Below are 23075 nucleotides of genomic sequence, written 5' to 3'. Positions count from 1 at the left end.
CCGAGCGTGCAACGGCAGCGGACACAGCGCGGAAAAGTCGCCCTCAGTTCACGTTCGGCGGACCAATTCGATGGCGCGGCCCAGGGTGGCAAGTTTGGTGTCCAGTGTCTCGCCGGCCGGATAGAGCCGCACGGTGTTCACACCCGCGTCGCGCCACACCGCAAGCCGGGCCCGCACCATCTCCTCGGTGCCGATCAAGGTGGTCGCCAGGACCATCTCGTCGGTGATCAGCGCGGCCGCGCCGGGTCGGTCGCCCGCCTGCCAGCGTTCCCGCACGGCGGCGGCGACCTCGCTCCAGCCCTGGCGACTGTATGCCTGGTTGTAGAAGTTGGTGCTGGCCGAACCCATCCCCCCGAGGCTGAACGCGAGCTCCGCCTTTCGGCTGGCGACCATCTCGCGAAGTGCGTCTTCGTCCGCGGCGAAAGCGACCTCGGCGCCCTGACAGATGTCGAGATCGGCGCGGCTGCGACCGGAGGCGGCCAGCCCCTCGTCCAGGTGGGCGAAGTAGGCCTGGTCGGCGCCCTCGGGCACGAAGCTGGTGCCCAACCAACCGTCCGCGAGCCGGCCGGTGAGCCGCAGCATGGCCGGTGACAGGGTGGCCAGGTAGATGGGGATCGGATGTTCGGGCCGGGTCGACAACCGCATCGGCCTGGCTTCCCCGCCCGGACGCGGAATCTGAAAGTCTTTGCCGGAATACGAGATTCTGCCGCCCTCGAAAACCTGCCGGACGATCTCGAGTGTCTCGCGGATCCGTGACAGCGGCCTGTCGAACGCAATGCCGTGCAGGCCCTCGATGACCTGGGGCCCGGACGCACCGAGGCCGAGCAGGAAGCGGCCGCCGGACAGGTTGGACAGTGTGATCGCAGTCTGAGCCACGAGCACCGGTGATCTGGTACCCACCTGCATCACCCCGGACCCCAGCAGGATCGCATCGGTGCGCGCTGCGAGGTAGCCCAGCGCCGACGCGGCATCGCCGCCCCATGCCTCGGCAACCCAACACATATCGATCCCGAGCCGCTCAGACTCGACCACGAAGTCCACGGTTTCGGCGGCGCCGGTGGACAGTTCGACAGTGGTCGCCGTGCGCATTACCGCACCCCGTGCTCGGCCAGCCTTTTGATCGCCGCCAGGGTCTTGTCGATCGCCGCCTCGAACTCCCGCAGCCGCACGAACACGATTTTCTGTTCCTTGTCGGGCATCGCGTCGATGGCGTTGGACAGTCCCGAACGGCCCGGGCCCATCTGCGTCCAGAACGAGAGCACGGTTCCGCCGTCGCGCGGCGCCAGCCGGAATCGCCAGATCGCAGCGGGGTACTCGGGTTCACCGACCGCCCAGGCGAATTCGCGGGGCTGGTCGAACGAGACAATGTGAGAGGTGGTGCTCCAGCGTCCGAACGCGTCGTGTTCGTTGTGCCCGATGAACCGGGCGCCGATCCGGGGGCTGCTCACGCCGTCCAGCCACGCCACGGATTGCAGTTCATTGCTCAGCGTCGGCATCAGCTCGATATCGGAGACCAGACTCCAGACGCGCTGCGGCTCGGCGTCGACCCAGGTCGAGGATTCCACGGTCGGTCTGTCCGAATAGCGCGCGCCGGTCCACTCCATTGCGCCATTGTCCACCCGAAAATGCATCGAGACTGCGTCCAGGGCTGCCTGATGTCGAAATGACACGCCCTGGACGCAGTCTCAGCGCCATGCGGTTCGGCGCTACGCGGCGACCAGCTCTAGCTGGGTGGGCGCCGGCGCCGTGGACCGCCGGTGCCACGAGTCCGGGACGCTCAGCCGGATGATCTTGCGGACTACAGTGCCGAACTGCTTGAGCAGCGGTCCCTTGTTGTAGGGAATGCCGTAGCGCTCGCAGATCTCCTGCACCTCCGGCGCGATGTCGGCATACCGGCGGGCCGGGATGTCCGGGAACAGGTGGTGTTCGATCTGGTGGGAGAGGTTGCCCGACATGACGTGGAAGAACTTGCCGCCGGTCAGGTTCGCCGAACCGAGCACCTGACGGAAGTACCACTGGCCGCGGGATTCACCCTCGGTCTCCTCGATCGTGAACTCCTGGGTGCCCTCCGGGAAGTGGCCGCAGAAGATGATCGTGTACGCCCACACGTTGCGCATCAGGTTCGCCGTCAGGTTGCCGGCGAAGACGAACGGCGCGAACGGCCCGGCCAGCAGCGGGAAAGCCACGTAGTCCTTGAGGGTCTGGCGGCGGACTTTTTGCCAGATCTCCTTCAGGGTGTCGCGCTTGTCCCGCAGCGAGATCTCGCCGGAGCGGATCCGCTCGGTTTCCAGCTCGTGCAGCGCCACACCGTACTGGAACAACACCATCAGCAGGAACGCGTAGACCGGGTTGCCCAGGAAATACGGCTGCCAGCGCTGGTCCTCGCTCATCCGCAAGATGCCGTAGCCGATGTCGCGGTCCATTCCCACGATGTTGGTGTGGGTGTGGTGCATGTAGTTGTGCGAATGCCGCCACTGGTCCGACGGGCACGCACTGTCCCACTCGAAGTCTCGGCCGGAGATCGTCGGGTCACGCATCCAGTCGTACTGGCCGTGCATGATGTTGTGCCCGACCTCCATGTTGTCCAGGATCTTCGCGAAGCCCAGCATCGCGGTGCCGAACAACCAGGTCGGCGGCAGGAACAACAGCGCGCGGCCGCCGACTTCCAGGGCACGCTGGGCCTTGATGACCTTGCGGATGTACTCGGCGTCCTCTTCGCCGAGGTCCGCCAGCACCCGTTCCCTGATGGCGTCGAGCTCCCGGCCGAACGCGTCGGCCTGCTCCTTGGTCAGCGTGATCTTGTTCTGTGACATGACTTTTCCTCCCATTGAAGTCTTGGTTGGCTGGGGCTGCTAGAGGGCGATACCGACGTCGCCGACCGGAACGGTGACGCAGATCTGCACGTCCTCGTCGGGGGCGGTGGAGACGGCGCCGGTGATCAGATTGCGCACGGTGCCGGAGGTCTTGCGGCGCGTGCAGGTGTGGCAGATACCCATCCGGCATCCGTTCTGCGGCTTGAGGCCGGCCGACTCGGCCTGTTCCAACAGCGACCGGCCGTCGTCGGTGACGTCGACGTTGCTGTCGGCGAAACTCACCCGTCCACCGGTCGGATCGGCTGGCGGCGCGAACACCGGCGGCACGAAACTTTCAGTGAACACATTTTCACAGAGACCCTTGACGGCGTCGACCAAAGCGTCTGGGCCGCAGACAAACACCGCGTCGGGCGCCTCCATCGCGGCGGCCAGATGCTCGGCGCCGAAACGGCCGTCCAGGTCACCCGAACCCGAACGGGTGAAACCGTGCAGCACCCGAACCCCGCGCATCGCGGCCAGTTCCTCGCGGTAGCAGGCCTCCTCCGGGGTGCGGGCGTAGTGCACGAACGCGATCTCACCGGCATGACCCCGCGCGACCAGGGTGCGCAGCATCGCCATCACCGGAGTGATTCCGCTGCCGCCGGAAATGAACAGGATTCGCCGGGGCAACTCGGTCGGCAGCATGAAGTCGCCGCCGACGCCGTCGAGTCCGACCACCATGCCGCGGCGTGCCCGCTCATACAGGTAGCTCGACACCAGACCGCCGTCGTGAATGCCGACGGTCAGCTCTATTTCGGCGCTGCCTTCGACGTTTGCCGGCGAATAGCACCGCGAGTGCATGCGGCCGTCGATCTCGACGGTCACGTTGACGAACTGCCCGGCCTTGGCGCTGTGGCGCTCAGTGAACGCGGCATTCGGAGCCAACGTCAGCGTGACGCTGCGCGGCGTGGTCCGCCTGACGTCGATCACCTTGGCGCGAGCCTCGCCCGAGGTCCACGTCGGCGTCACAAGCTCGGTGTACCGGTCGACGCCGTGCGGCCCGGTGAGCAGATCAACGAGGTCGGAACTCAGGACTCGCTTGGCGATCGTCCGAGAGAAAGTTTGAGTGAACATGTGTACACCGTGTCATCGATCGACGCAGGTGGTCAAGGGATTTAGCCGCTTCTGTGTTACGGTTCACATAGTGAACAGTCGTACTCCTAGCTCACACTCGCGGCGATCGAGCCGGGACCGGAGCCGCGAAAGCGCCCGTGACACGCCCTCGCGTGAGGAACGTAAGGAAGCGACCCGGCGGGCGATCATCGCCGCGGCTCTCAAGGCGCTCAACGACCGAAGTTTCAGCGGGCTGAGCCTGCGCGAGGTGACGCGCGAGGCCGGGATCGTGCCGGCGGCCTTCTACCGCCACTTCGAGTCGATGGAGGCACTCGGGCTGGTGCTGATCGACGAATCCTTCCGAAGCCTGCGCGACACGCTGCGCGGCGCCCGGGCCGGCAAGCTCGATCCCACCCGGGTCATCGAGTCATCGGTGGAGATCCTGATCGGCAGCGTTGCCGACCAGCGAGAGCACTGGCGCTTCATTTCCCGTGAGCGCTCGACCGGCGTGTCGGTGCTGCGCTACGCGATTCGCACGGAAATCCGGCTGATCGTCTCCGAACTCGCCACCGACCTGGCGCGCTTCCCGCGACTGAACGAGTGGAGCACCGAGGATCTCAATGTCCTGGCAAGTCTTTTCGTCAACTCGATGATCGTGACCGCCGAGGCCATCGAAGACGCCCAGAGCGCAGAGGCGCTGGAAGACATTCACCGCACGGCGGTCAAACAGCTCCGCATGATCACCATCGGTGTCGCGTCCTGGAAGAGTGAACCCTGATCACTCCTGATTCTCGTCGATGACCTGGAACAACGAGGGTCCGTCTTCGGGCACACCGTCGATCTGGCCACGATGGGCACGGCCCGAAGTCGCGTCGGGCGGCTCGATATCCGGGATGACATCCGGTTCTTCTTCGGCGAGCCGCTGATCCAGCGATTCCCCTTCCCGCACTTCGCGCGCGGTCATGCCGAACTTGTCGGCCTCGCTCCACCCCTCGGGGGGATCGACGACGATGTCTCCGTCGTCGTTGAGCAGCTCGTCGGAATCGGTGGACTCGCTGGGGTCCAGAGTGTCGCCGGGGCCGGTGTCCATAGTCGGGTGATTTCCCGACGACCCGAGGGATAAACCCTCTTCATACCGAAAGCGGGTAACCGCCGCTGACCTTAAGGGTTTCGCCGGTGATGAAGGACGCCTCCTCCGAACACAGATAGAGCATTGCCGACACCACGTCGTCCACGGTGCACATCCGGTGCACCAGCTGCAGGTCGTGAATGTAATCGTCGACAAGCGACCGCGGCACGTCGGCAAGCGCGCTTTCGGTGTTGGTCAATCCGGGGGCAATCGCGTTGACGCGGATCAGGTCGGGTGCGAGTTCGGCGGCGAAGGCGACCGTCAGCCCGCGCACCGCGAGCTTGGAGACCCCGTACGGCGTGCTGCTCGAATAACCGGCCGTCGATGACATGTTCACCACCACCCCGCCACCGCGGCCCCGCATCGAATCACGGCATGCCAGAGTGCAATTGACAACCCCCATCACGTTCACGTCGAACAGCCCACGCAATTCGCCCCGGGACAGCGCGCCGAAGGGCTGGTTGTACTTCATCAGGTGACGCCCGGCGTTGTTGATGAGAATGTCGATGCCGCCGAATATTTCGAGCGACCTGGCCACCGCGGTCTCCACCTGATGCTCGTCTGCGACGTCACAGGCCACCGCAATGGCCTGCGGCCCAGCCGATGTCAGTTCGTCGGCGGTCCGTTGCGCGCCCTCGATGTCGATCTCGGCGATCACGACGTTGGCACCCCGGGCAGTCAGCGCCCGGGCGAACGCCCGGCCGAGCCCGACCGCCGCACCGGTGATGAACGCGGTCTTGTCGGCGAACGACGGCCCGGTCACTGCGGGTCGCGCCACATGGGCCACAGCGTCGGACCCCCGTCGGGAATCGTGATCTCACCGGTCACCCGGAAACCGAAACGCTCGTAATAGGGCACGTTTTCGGGCTTGGACGACTCCAGGTAGGCCGGGCAGTACTCGGCGTCGCAGCGTTGCAACCGGGACCGCATCAGGACCTGTCCGAAACCCTGCCCACGAACGTCAGGGTCGCTGCCGAGGACAGCCAGGTACCAGTGCGGTTCTTCCGGATGCGCGCGCTTCATGATCTCCTGCAACACGCGGCCACGGGTGAAACTCATCCCGAATACCCGCAGGAACGTCGGCAACTGAGCCAGTTCCGCCCGGCGCGACTCCCGCCATTCATTGGGTGGATCCCACAACGCGGCGGCGCCGATGTCCGGTCCATCCGTGGCCACCTCGACGCCGCCGCGGGGCAGATGGTGGTGGCGGGTCATCGTGGCAAAGACCCGAGCCAGATGCTTCCGCCGCGCTGCTTCGTCGGGCAGGACCCACATCGTGACCGGATCGTCGAAGAACGCGCGGCCCAGGGTGCGGCTCAATGCGCGGACATCGGTTTTGTGCGCCGGGCGCGCCTGTGCAGTCACTTCACACACGGTAGGTGGGTAGTGCTGGGCGCGCCAGCCTACGAAGGTGTGATGACGGAAGCGCGGGGTATTCGGACGCGATGACCGGTATCTCGAGAAGAGCGATGGCGCAACTGGCCGCCGGCGTCGGCGTGGCCGCTGCCACCGGACTGTCCGGTTGCCAGTCGAGGAGCCGCAACGCTCCGGCCGATCCTGCGCCGCCGCCGGCCAAAGATGTCGGATTCGTGTTGTCCCATGAGCAATTTCGCACCGATCAACTCGTCGAACAGGCACAAGCGGCCGAGCAGGCCGGGTTCCGCTACGTCTGGGCCAGCGACCACCTGCAGCCCTGGCAGGACAATCAGGGCCACTCCATGTTCCCGTGGCTGACCCTGGCATTGGTAGGAAACAGCACCAACCGGATCTTGTTCGGCACCGGCGTAACCTGTCCGATCCATCGTTACCACCCGGCGACGGTGGCACAGGCATTCGCGTCGCTCGCGGTCCTGAGTCCAGGACGGGTGTTTCTGGGCCTGGGTACCGGTGAACGGCTCAACGAACAGGCCGCGACCAACACCTACGGCAACTACCTCGAACGCCACGACCGGCTGGCGGAGGCTATCGGCCTGATTCGTCAGCTGTGGAGTGGTGAGCGGATTTCGTTCGCCGGAAAGTATTTTCAAACGAACGCGCTGAAGCTGTACGACCTGCCGCCCGCGCCACCGCCGATCTTCGTGGCCGCCGGCGGACCCAAGAGCGCCAGCCTGGCCGGCCGCTACGCCGACGGGTGGATCGCCCAGGCCCCCGACATCAAGCAAACGAAACTGCTCGCCGCATTCGAGGAGGGCGCCCGGCAGGCTGGCCGCGACCCCGCCACCATGGGCAAGCGCGCCGAGTTGTTCGCCGTCGTCGGTGACGGCGCCACCGCCGCCCGGGCGGCGTCGCTGTGGCGCTTCACCGCGGGCGCGGTCGACCAGCCCAACCCCGTCGAGATCCAGCGCGCGGCCGACACGAACTCCACGGACAAGGTGTTGGCGAACTGGACGGTGGGCATCGACCCCGCCACGCACATCAGCGCGGTGCAATCGGTTCTGGACGCCGGCGCCGTGCCGTTTCTGCACTTCCCGCAGGACGATCCGCGCGCCGCCATCGAGTTCTACCGCACCAGCGTGCTGCCCAAATTGCACTGAACTTACGATGGTGAGACTCCATCAACGATGCCGGCGCAACGCTGCGCCGGGGAACGGTGGCCAACCGTGTGGGACTTCGAAACGGACCCGGAATACCGGGCCAAGCTGGACTGGGTCGAGAAATTCATGGTCGACGAACTCGATCCACTCGATCTGGTCGCGCTGGATCCCTACGACAAGCAGAACGCCGAGATGATGGCGATCCTGCGGCCCTTGCAGCAGCGGGTGAAAGAGCAGGGATTGTGGGCCGCTCATTTGCGCCCGGAGCTCGGTGGTCAGGGCTTCGGACAGGTGAAGCTGGCGCTGCTCAACGAGATTCTCGGCCGCTCCCGCTGGGCGCCATCGGTGTTCGGTTGCCAGGCACCGGATTCGGGTAACGCCGAGATCCTGGCGCTGTTCGGCACCGAGGCACAGAAGACCCGCTACCTGCAGCCGCTGCTGGACGGTGAGATCACCTCCTGCTATTCGATGACCGAACCGCAGGGCGGATCGGATCCCGGGCTGTTCGTCACCGCGGCCACCCGCGACGGGGATGACTGGATCATCAACGGCGAAAAGTGGTTCTCCACCAACGCCAAACACGCGTCGTTCTTCATCGTCATGGCCGTCACCAACCCGGTGGGCCGCACCTACGAGAAGATGTCGCTGTTCATCGTGCCGGCCGAGACACCCGGGATCGAGATCATCCGCAATGTCGGCGTCGGCGCCGAATCGACCAAGCGCGCCACCCACGGATACGTCCGCTATCGCGATGTTCGGGTGCCGGCCGATCACGTCCTCGGCGGGGAGGGGCAGGCGTTCATGATCGCCCAGACCCGGCTCGGCGGCGGCCGTATCCACCACGCGATGCGCACGATCGCGCTGGCGCGCCGGGCTTTCGACATGATGTGTGAGCGTGCGGTGTCTCGTCAGACCCGGCACGGGCGGCTGTCGGACTTTCAGATGACCCAGGAGAAGATTGCCGACAGCTGGATCCAGATCGAGCAGTTCCGGCTGCTGGTGCTGCGCACCGCGTGGTTGATCGACAAGCACCACGACTACCAGAAGGTGCGCCGCGACATCGCGGCGGTGAAGGTCGCGATGCCTCAGGTGTTGCACGATGTGGCGCAGCGCGCCCTGCACCTGCACGGCGCGCTCGGCGTCTCCGACGAGATGCCGTTCGTCAAGATGCTGGTGGCCGCCGAGTCGCTGGGCATCGCCGACGGCGCGACCGAACTGCACAAGATGACGGTGGCCCGGCGCACGCTGCGCGAATATCAGCCCGTGACAACGCCTTTCCCGTCCCAGCACATCCCAACCCGCAAGGCCGAGGCGGAGGCCCTGCTGGCCGCCCGGCTGGAACACTCCATCGCCGAGTTCTGACGCGCCAGGCTAGGTGACGTAGCGGACGATGCTCTCGGCCACGCAGGCCGGCTTGGCCGACCCGTCGATCTCGACGGTCGTGGAGACGACGGCCTGCACGGCGCCATTGCCGACGTCGTCGACGCTGACCAGCGCGCTCGTGGCCCGTACCCGGGACCCCACCGGAACCGGAGCCGGGAATCGAACTTTGTTCAGGCCGTAGTTGATTGCCAGCTTGATGCCCTTGACGGTGTACATGTCGTGTTGCAGCCGCGGCAACAGCGACAGCGTCATGAATCCGTGGGCGATGGTGGTCCCGAACGGCCCATTGGCGGCCCGCTCCGGGTCGACGTGAATCCACTGGTGGTCGCCGGTGGCGTCGGCGAACAGGTTGACCTCTTCCTGGCTGATCGTCACCCAGTCGCTCTGGCCGATGGTCTCCCCCGCCGCGGCGGCGAGGTCGGCGACTGACTCGAAGGTGCGCATGGTCTCTCCTGTGGGTCTGACGGTATGCATAGAACTTATGCGGCTCCTGCTGATCGCCGACACCCACGTCCCCAAACGCGCCCGAGACCTACCCGCGCAGGTCTGGGACGAGGTCGCCGCCGCCGACGTCGTCATCCACGCCGGCGACTGGGTGACACCAGACCTCCTCGACAGGCTCGAGGCTGCCTCCACCCGGCTGATCGCGTGCTGGGGCAACAACGACGGCGACGAGCTGCGCGCCCGGCTCCCCGAACGTGCGGACACGACTCTGGCCGGGCTGCGCTTCACCGTCGTGCACGAGACGGGTGGCGCCACGGGCCGGGACGTGCGGATGTCCCGGCTCTACCCGGATACCGACGTGCTGGTGTTCGGCCACAGTCACATCCCGTGGGACACCACGACACCGACCGGCCTGCGGCTGCTGAACCCCGGTTCGCCGACGGATCGCCGCCGCCAGCCGCACTGCACGTATATGACGGCGACGATTGGCCAGGCCGACGCGGCACTCGACGTGACGTTGCATCGGCTCTGACGGGCGCGCCGGGAATAGATAGCTCGGCTACAGAGCTGCTACAGGTCGCAATGACAACGAACACCGATCTTGCCGCGGACCTCTCGCGGATCCTGGGCAGGTTCCGCCGCCAACAGTGCCGCTCCGCCGGTACCGGCTACCCGGCCGGCCGGCTCCACGAATCGCAGGCCGAGCTGTTGCGCCTAATCTCGCACCGCCCGGGAGTTTCGGTCAGCGTCGCGGCCGCCGAATTGGGGTTGGTGACCAACACCGCCTCCACGTTGGTCTCCAAGCCGGCCGGCGCGGGACTGCTGGAACGGACGGCGGACCCGGCTGACCGGCGGGTTTGCAGGCCGCGGCTCACCGACTCGGCGTAGCGGGCGATGGACGCGACGGCGGCCACGCGGCGCGTGGTGCTCGCCGCCTGCTCGATGAGCTTGACGACGAGCAGATCGGGGTATTGGCCAAGGGGTTGGAGGTGCTCGAGGGGATGACCAGGAAGCTGCAGGAGCGATGCACATGACCGAGGCCATTGACTGTCGGCAGCTGAGCTATCGCTACGGCCAGCACACCGCAGTCGACGACGTGACGTTCACGGTCCATCCCGGCGAGACAATGGGCCTGCTGGGGCCCAACGGTGCCGGAAAGACGACGGTGGTACGGGTGCTGACGACGCTGGCACCGGTACAGCAGGGCGAATTGCGTATCTTCGGGCTTGACGCGCGGAGCCAGACGGTCGACATCCGCAGCAACATCGGCTACGTCCCGCAACAACTGTCCATCGAGACGGCGTTGACCGGCCGGCAGAACGTGACGTGGTTCGCCCGCCTCTACGGTGTGTCGCGCGCCGACCGCACCGAGCATGTCGAGCAGGCACTGGCCGCAATGGACCTGCTCGATGTCGCCGACAAACTGGCATCGAGTTATTCCGGGGGTATGGTGCGTCGACTGGAGGTGGCCCAGGCCCTGGTCAACCGGCCCGCGCTGCTCGTACTTGACGAACCGACCGTCGGCCTGGACCCGATCGCGCGCGACGGCGTATGGACGCAGGTTCGTCAGATGCAGGAACAGTTCGGCATGACCGTGCTACTGACCACCCACTACATGGAAGAGGCGGATGCCCTGTGTGATCGGGTCGCACTGATGCACCACGGCGCGCTGCAGGCGGTGGGGGCTCCCGAGGAATTGAAGGCGACGCTGTCACCGGAGGCCACGCTCGAAGACGTATTCCGCCACTATTCGGCATCCGATCTCACCGAAGACTCCGCCGACATCCACGAAATCCGGGCCATCAGAAGGGCGGCTCGCCGTGTCGGTTGATCGCACCTACTCACCTACCGTCGACCTGATCCGTGCCCCGCGCGGATTGAACAGGGCCAGAGCGACATTGAGCCGCATCGGCGCGTTCGCCATCGTGGAGCTGCAGAAGTTGCGGCACGACCGGACCGAGCTGGTGATGAGGATGGTGCAGCCCGCGCTGTGGCTGCTGATCTTCGGCACCACCTTCAGCCATCTGCATGTCATCGACACCGGCAACGTCACGTACCAAGCGTTTCTGGCACCCGGGATCATTGCCCAGTCGGCGTTGTTCATCTCGATTTTCTATGGCATCCAAATCATCTGGGACCGCGACGCCGGTGTTCTGGCCAAGCTGATGGTGACACCGGCGCCCGCGTCTGCCCTGATCACCGGCAAGTCGTTCGCGGCCGGCGTGCGGTCGGTGGCACAGGTCGTCGGCGTGCTGACGCTGGCCTACGTGATGGGCATCGGGTTGACCGTCAACCCCCTGCGGATTCTGGCGGCGATGGTCGCCGTCATGCTCGGTGCGGCGTTCTTCGCATGCTTGTCAATGACTTTGGCCGGTCTGGTGCGCAACCGCGACCGCTTGATGGGCATCGGCCAGGCCATCACCATGCCGTTGTTCTTCGCTTCCAATGCGCTGTACCCGGTCGATGTGATGCCGGGCTGGTTGCATGCCCTGAGCAAGGTCAACCCACTCAGCTACGAGGTCGACGTGTTGCGCGCCCTGTTGATCGGCACCCCGTTCCATATCGCGGACGTCATCGTGCTCGTCGTGGCTCCGGTCGTCGGAATCATCACGGCGTCAACGTTTTTGCGCCGACTGGTCGCTTAACGCATTCAGCGCCGACAGGGAAGACGGCGATGCGGTTCCGGTGGCTATTCGTTATCCGGAAGTGACCCGGTCAGCCCGTATCGGGGCCGATTCCCAATCGTTAGCCAACCGCGACAAAATTCTCCGGCCGCGACACCCTTGCCGGGGATTCGGCCTGTGTTTCACTCGCCCGAGAACAGATTCCACCGCACGAGCGGCAGATGAAAGTTGGGACGGGTAGAAACGATGAAATTCGTTGAAAAGCTGCGTGGCGCAGTGACAACCATGCCTCGCAGGTTGGCGTTCGCCGCAATGGGTGCTGCCCTGCTGACCGGCCTCGTCAGCGCGGTCGGCGGTTCGGCTACCGCGGGTGCATTCTCCCGGCCGGGTCTGCCGGTCGAGTATCTGCAGATCCCCTCACAAGCGATGGGCCGCAACATCCGGGTCCAATTTCAGGGTGGCGGAGCGCATTCGGTCTACCTGCTGGACGGCCTGCGCGCCCAGGACGACTACAGCGGCTGGGACATCAACACCCCTGCCTTCGAGGAGTTCTACAACTCCGGCCTATCGGTGATCATGCCGGTCGGCGGGCAGTCCAGCTTCTACAGCGACTGGTACCAGCCCTCGCAGGGCAACGGCCAGAACTACACCTACAAGTGGGAGACGTTCCTGACCCGGGAGATGCCGGCATGGCTGCAGGCCAACAAGGGCACCTCGCCCGTCGGCAATTCGGTGGTGGGCCTCTCGATGTCAGGTGGTTCGGCGCTGGTGATGGCCGCGTACTACCCGCAGATGTTCCCTTACGCGGCATCGCTGTCGGGCTTCCTCAACCCGTCGGAGGGTTGGTGGCCGACCCTGATCGGGCTGGCGATGAACGACTCGGGCGGTTACAACGCCAACAGCATGTGGGGCCCGTCCACCGACCCCGCCTGGAAGCGCAACGACCCGATGATGCAGATCCCGCGGCTGGTCGCCAACAACACCCGGATCTGGGTCTACTGCGGCAACGGCACGCCCAGCGACCTCGGCGGCGACAACATGCCGGCCAAGTTCCTCGAAGGCCTGACGCTGCGCACCAACCAGCAGTTCCAGCAGACTTACGCGGCCAACGGTGGTCGCAACGGGGTGTTCCAGTTCCCGGGCAACGGCACCCACTCCTGGAACTACTGGAACCAGCAGTTGATGGCGATGAAGCCCGACATGCTGCAGGTGATCAACGCGGTCAACGCCGCGCCGCCTCCCGCACCGGCTCCGGTGCCGGCACCAGCCGCTCCTCCGGTCGCAGGAACCTGATAGTCACCCCCACGAAAAGCCACATCGGCAGCAGCGCAACGGCCAGCGCTGCTGCCGATGTTCCCTTTCCGGAAGGCGCCAGCGCACCCGGCCAGCGCTGCTGCCGATGTTCCCTTTCCGGAAGGCGCCAGCGCACCCGGCCAGCGCTGCTGCCGATGTTCCCTTTCCGGAAGGCGCCAGCGCACCCGGCCAGCGCTGCTGCACCAGGCCGCTAATCCAGCAGCCCACGCCGGTCGGCGTGCACGTAGGTGTAGACCGTCGTCACCGCGCACACCACCGCGGCGACGGCGAGCATCTGCGTTCCACTGACCACCAAGCTGATCGCGCCTCCGACCGCGGCGCCCAACATGAACGTCGCAAGCATCATGAAGTAGCCGAACCAGTCCTCGACCTTCCCGCCCGCCATGTGGCGTTCGATGCCCTGGCCCATCTTGACCAGCGTGCCGGTCACGTAACTCAGCGGCACCGACACTTCCCCGTCCTTGACGAATGACGTGTTCAGCGCGCCGATCCCGAAGACCACGAACATGATCGGCACGAAATCGAGCAGGGTCTGCTCCCACCCGCCCAACACGATGTCCAGGCCGGTGGCGAACACCAGACAAAACGTGGTCAGCACGGTCGGTCCGTGCGGATGGGCCGCCCAGAACCGACGCCGGCACACCGAGGAGACGACCACGCCGGCCACGAAACACAGCAGCAGCGTGCCCGCGCTGAGCGAGAGGGTCACGTCGTCACGAAAGAAACCCAACACGGCACGCTGGGCGTTGCCGGTCATGAACGTGACGAAATACCCCTCGGAGTGGGTGAAAGCGGTGGCCCCGAGCACCCCGGCCAACGCGGCCAGCACCCACGCCAATCTGGCTTCACTGTCGTACATCTCTTTCTGCACATAAGCATGCTTTCAGAGACCCGCGGCGACGCCGCGAGCGAGCTTGCCTTCAGGCCGTTGTGAGACGGGCAATCGAGCGCAGCGGGATCGGCAACCAGGTGGGCCGGTGGCGTGCCTCGTAGCCGGTCTCGTAAACCGCCTTGTCGAGCTCATAAGCGGCCAGCAGCAGCGCCGAATCACGCGGATCGACACCGGAACCGGCCGCGTAACCGTCGCAGAACGCGGTGCGGTTGCGGTCAACCCATTCCCTGGCCCGCGCCGCCTTCTGCTTGTCGGCCGCGTTCTCCACCAACGGCCCGTAGGCCGCGTACTCGAAGGACCGCAACACCCCGGCAACGTCACGCAACGGCGAGTCCGGCGCACGCCGTTCCTCGAGCGGCTGGCCCGGTTCGCCCTCGAAGTCGATCAGCACCCAGCTCTCCGGGGTCCGCAGCACCTGACCCAAGTGCAGGTCCCCGTGGACCCGCTGCACGGTGATCTGTTCGTCGGCAAGCTTGCCGAACCGCTCTTCGATCGTCGCCGCGTACTGCACGAGTTCGGGCACCGTCGCGGTGGCTGCGTGGAGCCGCGCCAGCACGTGGTCCAGCGGGAACGAGGTTTGCGCCGTCCCCAAGGTCTGCGCCAATGTGGCGTGCACAGAAGCCACCGCCTCCCCGAGCCGGTAGGACTCACCGGCGAAGTCGCCGCCGACCTCGTGGGCATAGAGGTCGCCCTCGGCGAACAGGTCGCGCACACTGGCGGTGGCCATCGCCCAGCCCTCGGCCGCGTTGGCTGCGAACGCGGTGACCATCCCCAGCGGTGAGGACGCATCCGGATCGTCGGGCGAACCCACCTCGTAGGCGCCGAACAACCTGGCCACGTGCGTATTACCCGCCCGGCCCAGCACTCGATTGAGCTCGATATCGGGATTCATACCGGGGCTGACCCGGCGGAACACCTTGAAGATGGCGGACGGCGCCCGGTCGAAGATCACGCTGGTGTTGCTCTGCTCGGCGTCAGAGACCCGAGGGTAGGCGTCCAGCGGCAAATCCACATCAGGCTCCTTGGAGAACCTGACCTGCGAGTCGGATTCCCCGATCACCGCCGTGGAGGCGAACAGCGACAGCAGGAACTGGGCAGCCGACGGGTCGTACAACGCGTCGAATGCGGTGTGGTCCTCCGCCGAACCGATGGTGGCCAACGTGCTGTATTCGGTGACCGGCTCGGTATCCCATCCCACGATCACCTGGTAGCGCTCGGTGAAGCCGTCGGCATAACCGACGTCGAGCAGCACCAGGTCCAGACTGTCTCGTAACGGCACCACCATGGACACATCGGCGGCGGACAGGTGCCGGTTGCGCCCGGCATACCAGCGTTGCTGCGGAAGCCAGTCCGCCCAGGGCAGGCCAGCGGGCATCGTGGTCGCGGGGCGGGTCATCGGTCCTCCTCGGAAGCGGACAGTTGGAACCAGTAGAAACCGTGTCCCGGGAGTGTCAGCAGATAAGGCAGGTGCCCGATCCGCGGAAATTCCACCTGTCCGGTCAGTTCGATTGGGGTGTAGTTGTTCCACTGCTGCAGGTTCAATTCGATCGGCTGCGGGAACCGCGACAGATTGTTGACGCACAACACGACGTCGTTCTCGTTGTCCTCACGCGGCACTTCCCGCACATAGGCCAGGACCGAGGGATTGGACCCGCCGAGTTCGTGAAATGACCCGACGGCGAACGCGTCGTGCCGGCGGCGCACCGCCAGCATCGTGCGGGTCCAGTTGAGTAGCGATGTGGACGTGTCCCGCTGCGCCTCGACGTTGACCGCCTGGTAGCCGTACACCGAGTCCTGGTTTGTCGGCAGGAAGAGCCGGCCCGGGTTGGCGGTGGAAAATCCGGCGTTGCGGTCCGGTGTCCACTGCATGGGCGTCCGCACACCATCGCGGTCACCCAGCCAGATCACGTCGCCCATGCCGATCTCGTCGCCGTAATACAGCACCGGCGAGCCCGGCAGGGACAACAGCAGAGCGGTGAACAGCTGCATCTGGTTCCGGTCGTTGTCCAGCAGCGGCGCCAGGCGGCGCCGGATGCCGACATTGGCCTTCATCCGCGGATCCTTGGCGTACTCCGCGTACATGTAGTCGCGTTCCTCGTCGCTGACCATTTCCAGCGTCAGCTCGTCGTGATTGCGCAGGAAGATCCCCCACTGAGCCAGGTCCGGGATGCCGGGCGTCTGGGCCAGGATTTCCGAGATCGGGAACCGGGACTCCCGGCGCACCGCCATGAAGATGCGCGGCATCAGCGGGAAATGGAACGCCATATGGCATTCGTCACCTCCAGTGGAGGGATCGCCGAAGTACTCGACGACGTCGGCCGGCCATTGATTGGCCTCGGCCAGCAGCACCCGTCCCGGATACTCGTCGTCCACCACCTTGCGCACCCGCTTGAGGAACGCGTGCGTTTCGGGCAGGTTCTCGCAGTTGGTGCCCTCCCGCTCGAACAGGTAGGGCACCGCGTCCAGCCGGAACCCGTCGATGCCCAGACCGAGCCAGAACCGCAGGACATCGATCATCGCTTCCTGCACGGCCGGGTTGTCGTAGTTGAGGTCCGGTTGGTGGGAGAAGAACCGGTGCCAGTAGAACTGTTTGCGCACCGGGTCGAAGGTCCAGTTGGACTCCTCGGTGTCGATGAAGATGATCCGGGCGTCGGTGTACTTCTCGCTGGTGTCGCTCCACACGTAGTAGTCGCCGTAGGGCCCGTCAGGATCGTGACGAGACTCCTGGAACCAAGGATGTGAGTCCGAGGTGTGATTCATCACCAGGTCGGTGATGACCCGGATACCCCGGGCGTGCGCCTCGTCGATCAGTGCGACGAAGTCCTCGACGGTGCCGAAGTCGGGCAGCACCTTGTAGAAGTCGCGGATGTCGTAACCACCGTCACGCAGCGGTGAATCGTAGAACGGCGGCAGCCAGAGGCAGTCCACCCCGAGCCACTGCAGGTAGTCCAACCGCTCGATGAGTCCACGCAGGTCACCGGAGCCGTCGGCGTTCGAGTCGAAGAACGCCCGCACCAGCACCTCGTAGAACACGGCGTGCTTGAACCAGGTCTGGTCCGCCGGTAGTGCGGCGGCGTTGCCAAAGTCCTTGGCGGTCGGGTGTTCGACCACACCTCCCTCGACGTGACTGCCCTCAGCGGGATGGTGCGCGGGGTCCTGCCTTACGGTGTCCTCTGCGTCGCTCATCAAATCCACGATGCCACGGGTACCCGACGCACCTGGTAAAGAATCACCCGAGGTGACGTGAACGCATCACGGACGTCAATCACGGTCAACGCCAACCGAATTGACTCGATCAGGCTGGGGGACCCTCCGCCAGAGTGACGTTCTCCGTGCGCGCGACGCCGGTTTTGCTGGTGAAGCTGATCGAGACCATGTCACCCGGGTGGTGTCCGTTGAGCGCATCGGACATGGCGGTGGCCGAGTTGATCGGGGTCCCGTCGAGTGCGGTGATGATGTCACCGTTGGAGATCCCGGCGGCCGCAGCGGGAGCGTTGGCGACCACACGCTGGACGCGCGCACCGCTGCCGTTGTTGTCGACGACACCGAGCCCGAGGAAGGCCGTGGGGCCGACGTGCACGGTGGGCGAGCCGCCACCGGACCGGATGTTGTTGGCGATGCCCATCGCCGTGCCGATCGGAATCGCGAAGCCCTGACCGCCCTGCGACATCTGGAAGTTTTCGGTAGCCGCGGTGTTCATGCCGACCACCTGACCCGCGCCGTTGACCACCGGACCACCGGAATCACCGGGCTGGATCGCGCCGTCGAACTGGATCAGTCCGTTGAGCGTCTCCGCCGCCCCGGTCAGGGAGTCGGACGCCTGGACGGTCTGGTTGACCGCGAGCACTCTGCCTGCCACCGCGCGCGGCGTGCCGCCCTGGCCGCCGGTGTTGCCCATCGCCACGACCGGCTCACCGACGCTGACACCGCCGCCGATGGAGGCGGTGGGCAGGCCGCCGGCGCCGCGCAGTTGCAGCACCGCGACATCCTGGGTGCGGTCATAACCGACGACGTCGACGCCATAGGTGCGTCCGTCGCCGACACTGAAGGCGCTGATGTCGGTGGCACCGGAGATGACGTGGTTATTGGTCAGCACGACACCGTTGGGGTCGATGACGATGCCGGTACCGGCCCCCACGGCGTTGTTGTAGCCCAGCTTGGTGTTGATGTTGACGACCTGCGGACCGACCTGCCCGACCAGCGCCGACGGGTCGAGCGGGACAGCAGGGAACTGCTTGTGCGGCGCCGCCTGCGCGGCCGGCGGTGTCGCCAGACTCAGGCCGGAGACCCCGGAGACCATTGCCACGACGGCCATGACGGCACCCAGCCATGACCACCTGAATGAACGGTGGCGCGATTTGCTCATCCCGTCAACCTCCTGCGTCCGGTGAATAGTCGAATTATCCCAGCCGTGAAGGTCCGGGCGGCAGTTCTTCACCACCGTAATCCAGATACCCATTAAAGCGGTGGTCAGGCAGCAATTCGGCGAAATGCCGGATCGCGTCCAGGTCAAATGGGCACCGAGTCAAACGCAGCCTAAGCCGACGGACCCGGTTACGGCCTAATCGAAAAGGCCGGATGGTGACTCACATCACCGCCAATGCGGCGGTCCTAGGCTAGTTGCGTGGACACCCGGGCCTGGTTCGCTGGATCGCCCATTGCGCGACTGGCCACGATCACACACGACGGCACCCCGCATCTCGTGCCGGTCGTGTTCGCGCTCGATGGGGACGTCATCTACACCGCGGTCGACGGCAAGCCGAAGAGGACCAGACGGCTGCGCCGGCTGGCCAACATCGAGCACAACCCGGCCGTGAGCCTGTTGGTCGATCACTACGCCGAGGATTGGACCCGATTGTGGTGGGTACGGGTCGACGGCACCGCAACAGTCGTCGCCGACGGCGACGTGGTGCGCACCGGCTACCGGTTGCTGCGCGCGAAATACCCGCAGTATCAATCGGTCTCGATGGACGGGCCGGTGATTGCCGTCAGCGCCACGCGCTGGTCCAGCTGGCACGCATGACCCAGCAGTGACATAGGAGCCGGGCCGACCCTTGTGTTGGGCCGCGGTTGGGGGAAAAGTTGCTGTTGCGTCCTGTGGGCTGGATCACGCCGCGTACGGGAGTCGGCGGCACCCCGGGAGAACTGGAGGAACGTCATGGCCGACAGAGTGAGTGCTTCCCAGGGCGCGGGTTCGGCCCCCACCGCGACCGGCCCGGACGATATCCGCAATGTCGTCCTGGTCGGTCCTTCCGGCGGCGGCAAGACCACCCTGGTCGAGGCGTTACTGGTCGCGGGCGGGGTGTTGTCCCGCCCCGGGTCGATCACCGATGGCAATACGGTCTGTGACTTCGACGACGCCGAGATCCGTCAGCAACGGTCGGTCGGTGTCGCGGTCGCATCCCTGGCGCACGCCGGGACCAAGATCAACCTCGTCGACACACCGGGATACGCGGACTTCGTCGGTGAGCTGCGCGCCGGACTGCGCGCCGCCGATTGCGCCCTGTTCGTGATCGCGGCCAACGAAGGCGTCGACGAGCCCACCAAGTCCCTGTGGCAGGAGTGCAGCCAGGTCGACATGCCGCGCGCGGTGGTCATCACCAAACTCGACCACGCCCGCGCCAACTACGGCGAGGCGCTCGATGCTGCCCAGAACGCGTTCGGCGACAAGGTCTTACCGCTGTACCTGCCGACCGGTGACGGGTTGATCGGGCTGCTGTCGCAGACCCACTACAACTACTCCGACGGCAAGCGCACCGAGTCGACGCCCGACTCCTCCGAGGCCGACCGGATCGAGGAAGCTCGCGGCGCCCTGATCGAAGGCATCATCGAAGAGTCCGAGGACGAGTCGCTGATGGAGCGCTACCTGGGCGGCGAGGCGATCGACGAGTCGATCCTGATCCAGGATCTGGAGAAAGCGGTGGCTCGCGGGTCGTTCTTTCCGGTGATCCCGGTGTGCAGCGGCACCGGTGTGGGCACCTACGAACTGCTCGAGGTCGCAACCCGGGGCTTTCCCTCTCCGAGAGAACACCCGCTTCCGGACGTTTTCACTCCGCAGGGCGCCACGCACGACGAGTTGGCCTGTGACGTCGACGCGCCACTGCTCGCCGAGGTGGTGAAGACGACGTCCGACCCGTACGTCGGACGGGTCAGCCTGGTGCGGGTGTTCTCCGGGACCATCAAGCCGGACGCGACCGTCCACGTGTCGGGCCATTTTTCGTCGTTCTTCGGCAACGGGAGTTCAGGTCCTCAAGGGCACGGCAGCACGCACCCGGACCACGACGAGGACGAGCGGATCGGGGTGTTGTCGTTCCCCCTCGGCAAGCAGCAGCGACCCGCGCCCACCGTGGTGGCGGGCGACATCTGCGCGATCGGCAAGCTGAGCCGCGCCGAAACCGGCGACACGCTGTCGGACAAGTCCGAACCCCTGGTACTCAAGCCGTGGACGATGCCCGAACCACTGCTGCCGGTCGCCATTCAGGCGCACGCCAAGACCGACGAGGACAAGCTGTCGGTCGGGTTGGGCCGGTTGGCCGCGGAGGATCCCACGCTCCGAATCGAGCAGAACCCGGAGACGCACCAGATGGTGCTCTGGTGCATGGGCGAGGCCCACGCCGGCGTCGTGCTCGAGGCGTTGGCCAACCGCTACGGCGTCACCGTCGACACCATCGAATTGCGGGTTCCGTTGCGGGAGACGCTGGGCGGCAAGGCGAAAGGCCACGGCCGCCACGTCAAGCAGTCCGGGGGCCACGGTCAGTACGCGGTGTGTGACATCGAGGTGGAGCCGCTGCCGGAGGGCGCGGGCTTCGAGTTCGTGGACAAGGTGGTCGGCGGTGCCGTGCCGCGCCAGTTCATCCCGAGCGTGGAAAAGGGCGTCCGGGCGCAGATGGAGAAAGGTGTCCATGCCGGCTATCCGATGGTCGACATCCGTGTCACGCTGCTCGACGGCAAGGCACACAGCGTCGACTCATCCGACTTCGCGTTCCAGATGGCCGGCTCGCTGGCTCTGCGCGAGGCAGCGGCCGCGACGAAGGTGATCCTGCTCGAGCCGATCGACGAGATCTCGGTGCTGGTGCCCGACGATTACGTCGGCGCCGTGATGGGTGACCTGTCCGGCCGCCGGGGCCGTGTGCTGGGGACCGACACCGCCGGTCACGAGCGCACGCTGGTGAAAGCCGAAGTGCCGCAGGTGGAATTGACCCGCTACGCCATTGACCTGCGCTCGCTGGCACACGGCGCCGCGTCGTTCACCCGCACGTTCGCCCGCTACGAACCGATGCCCGAATCCGCTGCCGCCCGGGTGAAGACGACGGCGTAGTTCGCAGCATCAGCCCGGTTGACCGAACCGCGCCGACACCGCGCGCCGGTCCAGGGATCCCTTGGCCGTGTGCGGCAGCTCGTCCGATTCTTGGAAGCTAGCGGGAATTTCGAAGGGCGCCAACCGGTCGCGGCAGAACTCGGTGAGCTCGTCGGCGGTGGGCGCCAAGCCGCGCGGCACGATCACGGCCGCGACGGCTTCGCCGTACATCGGGTGTGGAACTCCGAACACCGCCACTTCCAACACATTCGGGTGGGTGGCCAGTACGCCTTCGACACGTTCGGGCGAGATCTTCTCGCCGCCGCGGTTGATGAGTTCCTTGATCCGCCCACGGATGCTGAGGTCACCAGACTCCGACAGCGTCCCCAGGTCGCCGGTGCGCAGCCAGCCGTCGGTGAAGTTGGCCTCGGTGATCTTCGGGTCGCCCAGGTACCCGCGCACCACGGTGGCGCCACGCAGCCACACTTCGCCGACATCGCCCGGCGCGACGGGCACTCCGTTGCCGGCAATGCGGATCTGCGGCCCGGTGGAGCGGCCGACCAGTCCGGAGAAGGCCGCGGGGTTGACGTCCGGGTCGATGCCGGTACTGGCCACCTGATGGGTGGCCTCGGTCATGCCGAAGGCGCACACCACGGGCGCGGCGAACTCCGCCTGCAACGCCCGGGCCACCTCCGGCGTCAGCGGCGCGCTGCAGCTGCGGATGAAACGCAGTGCGGCTCTTCTGGTTCCGCCCGGTGTCGCGGCCGCCCGCTCCAGCAGGATCTGGTGGATGGTCGGCACCGCTGTGTACCAGGTCGCCCCGACGGTGGAGATGTCATCCCAGAACGTGTGCGCCGAGAACCGTCCCCGGGCAGGCAACAACACCGTGCCTCCGGATGCCAGGGAGGACAGCAACGCGGCGATCAGCCCGTGGCCGTGATACAGCGGCATCACCGCGACGGTGGCATCCTGCGGACCCAGCTGGTATCCGGCGATGATGGCGCGCACCGCGGCGGTGATGTTGTCGTGCGTCCAGGGCACCATTTTGGGCAGTCCGGTGGTGCCGCCGGTGAACATGATCATGGCGTCATCGCTGTGCAGGCCCTCCGGTTCGCCCGTACTCGGGCCGGGTTCGGTGGCCACCGTCAGATGGACCGCCGCTCTGCCGTCCCCGACCTTCACCGCAATCGGCCAGAACGCCGCGTCCTCGCCGTCGACCAGCATCGCGCGGGCGCCTGCGGCCTGGCTGCGCGCACGCTGGTCACCAACCGGCAGTGCCGGGTCCAGCGGGACGACGATCAGGCCCGCACGCAGGGCCGCCAGCAGCGCGACGACGAATTCGGCGTTACTGCCCGCACGCAAGGCGACCCGGTCCCCGGGCGCCAGGCCGGCGCCGATCAGTTGGGCGGCCAAGTCGTCGGCGAGACGGAGCAGGTCGCGGTAGGAGACGGGGATACGGTCGGCGGTGACGACCAGTGCCGGCGCATCCGGAGCCCGCGTCGCCATCGCCTCGATCAGATCGGTGACACGCGAATCCTGCACGGAAGTCATCA

22 protein-coding genes and 1 pseudogene are annotated in these 23075 nt (G+C 66.1%); 10 read left to right on the top strand and 13 right to left on the bottom strand.

Going from position 1 to position 23075, the window contains the following annotated elements:
• Positions 1-48: 48 nt before the first annotated feature.
• The 4 genes from JX552_RS01890 to JX552_RS01875 form a co-directional block, all read right to left on the bottom strand.
• Positions 49-1089 (bottom strand): LLM class flavin-dependent oxidoreductase, encoded by a 1041-nt coding sequence (locus tag JX552_RS01890; RefSeq protein WP_205875830.1) that lies wholly within the window; start codon positions 1087-1089, stop codon positions 49-51.
• Positions 1089-1604 (bottom strand): SRPBCC family protein, encoded by a 516-nt coding sequence (locus JX552_RS01885; protein ID WP_205878161.1) that lies wholly within the window; start codon positions 1602-1604, stop codon positions 1089-1091. Before JX552_RS01885 ends, JX552_RS01890 begins: the two co-directional genes overlap by 1 nt.
• Before the next feature lie 102 nt (positions 1605-1706).
• Positions 1707-2813 (bottom strand): fatty acid desaturase family protein, encoded by a 1107-nt coding sequence (locus JX552_RS01880; RefSeq protein ID WP_205875829.1) that lies wholly within the window; start codon positions 2811-2813, stop codon positions 1707-1709.
• 39 nt (positions 2814-2852) lie between these two features.
• A complete protein-coding gene (locus JX552_RS01875; RefSeq protein ID WP_205875828.1) occupies positions 2853-3926 on the bottom strand; it encodes a ferredoxin reductase in 1074 nt (357 codons plus the stop codon).
• Between the two features lie 70 nt (positions 3927-3996).
• Between JX552_RS01875 and JX552_RS01870 the strand changes: the two genes are divergently transcribed.
• A complete protein-coding gene (locus tag JX552_RS01870; RefSeq protein WP_205878160.1) occupies positions 3997-4683 on the top strand; it encodes a TetR family transcriptional regulator in 687 nt (228 codons plus the stop codon).
• Here JX552_RS01870 and JX552_RS01865 read toward each other — a convergent pair whose 3' ends face one another.
• The 3 genes from JX552_RS01865 to JX552_RS01855 are packed head-to-tail and all read right to left on the bottom strand — an operon-like array spanning position 4684 to position 6399.
• On the bottom strand, positions 4684-4995 hold the full coding sequence (locus JX552_RS01865; protein ID WP_205875827.1) for a hypothetical protein: 312 nt from the start codon (positions 4993-4995) through the stop codon (positions 4684-4686).
• Between the two features lie 40 nt (positions 4996-5035).
• Positions 5036-5812 (bottom strand): SDR family NAD(P)-dependent oxidoreductase, encoded by a 777-nt coding sequence (locus tag JX552_RS01860; RefSeq protein ID WP_241010853.1) that lies wholly within the window; start codon positions 5810-5812, stop codon positions 5036-5038.
• A complete protein-coding gene (locus tag JX552_RS01855; protein WP_205875826.1) occupies positions 5794-6399 on the bottom strand; it encodes a GNAT family N-acetyltransferase in 606 nt (201 codons plus the stop codon). The genes JX552_RS01860 and JX552_RS01855 overlap by 19 nt, the downstream gene beginning before the upstream one ends.
• A gap of 80 nt (positions 6400-6479) precedes the next feature.
• Here JX552_RS01855 and JX552_RS01850 point away from each other — a divergent pair, with 80 nt between their 5' ends.
• Both JX552_RS01850 and JX552_RS01845 read left to right on the top strand, forming a co-directional pair.
• Positions 6480-7568 carry a F420-dependent hydroxymycolic acid dehydrogenase gene (locus JX552_RS01850; RefSeq protein ID WP_205875825.1) on the top strand — a complete coding sequence of 363 codons (1089 nt, stop codon included), beginning with the start codon at positions 6480-6482 and terminating at the stop codon, positions 7566-7568.
• Positions 7569-7634: 66 nt separating this feature from the next.
• The gene (locus JX552_RS01845; protein WP_205875824.1) at positions 7635-8930 is read left to right on the top strand and encodes an acyl-CoA dehydrogenase family protein; all 1296 of its coding nucleotides are present in this window, start codon (positions 7635-7637) and stop codon (positions 8928-8930) included.
• Between the two features lie 9 nt (positions 8931-8939).
• On the opposite strand, the gene JX552_RS01840 is transcribed toward JX552_RS01845, so the two are convergent.
• Positions 8940-9395, bottom strand: a complete 456-nt coding sequence (locus tag JX552_RS01840; protein ID WP_205875823.1) for a MaoC family dehydratase — start codon at positions 9393-9395, stop codon at positions 8940-8942.
• Positions 9396-9432: 37 nt separating this feature from the next.
• Between JX552_RS01840 and JX552_RS01835 the strand changes: the two genes are divergently transcribed.
• The 5 genes and pseudogenes from JX552_RS01835 to ag85C all read left to right on the top strand — a co-directional run bounded on the left by JX552_RS01835 (position 9433) and on the right by ag85C (position 13312).
• Positions 9433-9927, top strand: coding sequence for a metallophosphoesterase family protein (locus JX552_RS01835; RefSeq protein ID WP_205875822.1), 495 nt, complete (start codon positions 9433-9435; stop codon positions 9925-9927).
• Positions 9928-9977: 50 nt separating this feature from the next.
• Positions 9978-10429: pseudogene (locus tag JX552_RS01830) on the top strand (MarR family winged helix-turn-helix transcriptional regulator).
• Complete coding sequence (locus JX552_RS01825; RefSeq protein ID WP_431195910.1) at positions 10426-11226, top strand: ATP-binding cassette domain-containing protein; 801 nt, start codon at positions 10426-10428, stop codon at positions 11224-11226. The pseudogene JX552_RS01830 and the gene JX552_RS01825 overlap by 4 nt, the downstream one beginning before the upstream one ends.
• Positions 11216-12040, top strand: coding sequence for an ABC transporter permease (locus JX552_RS01820; protein WP_205875820.1), 825 nt, complete (start codon positions 11216-11218; stop codon positions 12038-12040). The genes JX552_RS01825 and JX552_RS01820 overlap by 11 nt, the downstream gene beginning before the upstream one ends.
• Positions 12041-12265: 225 nt before the next feature.
• Complete coding sequence (ag85C, locus tag JX552_RS01815) at positions 12266-13312, top strand: diacylglycerol acyltransferase/mycolyltransferase Ag85C (RefSeq protein ID WP_205875819.1); 1047 nt, start codon at positions 12266-12268, stop codon at positions 13310-13312.
• A gap of 211 nt (positions 13313-13523) precedes the next feature.
• On the opposite strand, the gene JX552_RS01810 is transcribed toward ag85C, so the two are convergent.
• The 4 genes from JX552_RS01810 to JX552_RS01795 all read right to left on the bottom strand — a co-directional run bounded on the left by JX552_RS01810 (position 13524) and on the right by JX552_RS01795 (position 18591).
• Positions 13524-14204: a YoaK family protein gene (locus JX552_RS01810; protein WP_205875818.1), complete on the bottom strand. Its 681-nt coding sequence runs from the start codon at positions 14202-14204 to the stop codon at positions 13524-13526.
• Between the two features lie 49 nt (positions 14205-14253).
• Positions 14254-15621, bottom strand: a complete 1368-nt coding sequence (locus JX552_RS01805; RefSeq protein ID WP_205875817.1) for a maltokinase N-terminal cap-like domain-containing protein — start codon at positions 15619-15621, stop codon at positions 14254-14256.
• On the bottom strand, positions 15618-17411 hold the full coding sequence (gene treS / locus JX552_RS01800) for a maltose alpha-D-glucosyltransferase (protein ID WP_205875816.1): 1794 nt from the start codon (positions 17409-17411) through the stop codon (positions 15618-15620). Before treS ends, JX552_RS01805 begins: the two co-directional genes overlap by 4 nt.
• A gap of 109 nt (positions 17412-17520) precedes the next feature.
• Entirely contained in the window at positions 17521-18591 is a 1071-nt protein-coding gene (locus JX552_RS01795) for a S1C family serine protease (protein WP_205875815.1), read from the bottom strand.
• A gap of 258 nt (positions 18592-18849) precedes the next feature.
• On the opposite strand from JX552_RS01795, the gene JX552_RS01790 reads away from it, so the two are divergent.
• Together JX552_RS01790 and JX552_RS01785 are read left to right on the top strand one after the other, a co-directional pair.
• Complete coding sequence (locus tag JX552_RS01790; RefSeq protein WP_205875814.1) at positions 18850-19248, top strand: TIGR03668 family PPOX class F420-dependent oxidoreductase; 399 nt, start codon at positions 18850-18852, stop codon at positions 19246-19248.
• Between the two features lie 135 nt (positions 19249-19383).
• The gene (locus tag JX552_RS01785) at positions 19384-21543 is read left to right on the top strand and encodes an elongation factor G-like protein EF-G2 (protein WP_205875813.1); all 2160 of its coding nucleotides are present in this window, start codon (positions 19384-19386) and stop codon (positions 21541-21543) included.
• 9 nt (positions 21544-21552) lie between these two features.
• Here the strand turns inward: JX552_RS01785 and JX552_RS01780 are convergent, their stop codons facing one another.
• A complete protein-coding gene (locus JX552_RS01780; protein WP_205875812.1) occupies positions 21553-23073 on the bottom strand; it encodes a FadD7 family fatty acid--CoA ligase in 1521 nt (506 codons plus the stop codon).
• Positions 23074-23075 lie beyond the last annotated feature (2 nt).

This window comes from Mycobacterium gordonae, from assembly GCF_017086405.1.
GTDB lineage: Bacteria > Actinomycetota > Actinomycetes > Mycobacteriales > Mycobacteriaceae > Mycobacterium > Mycobacterium gordonae_D.
This window is presented reverse-complemented; position numbering and strand designations above follow the sequence as displayed.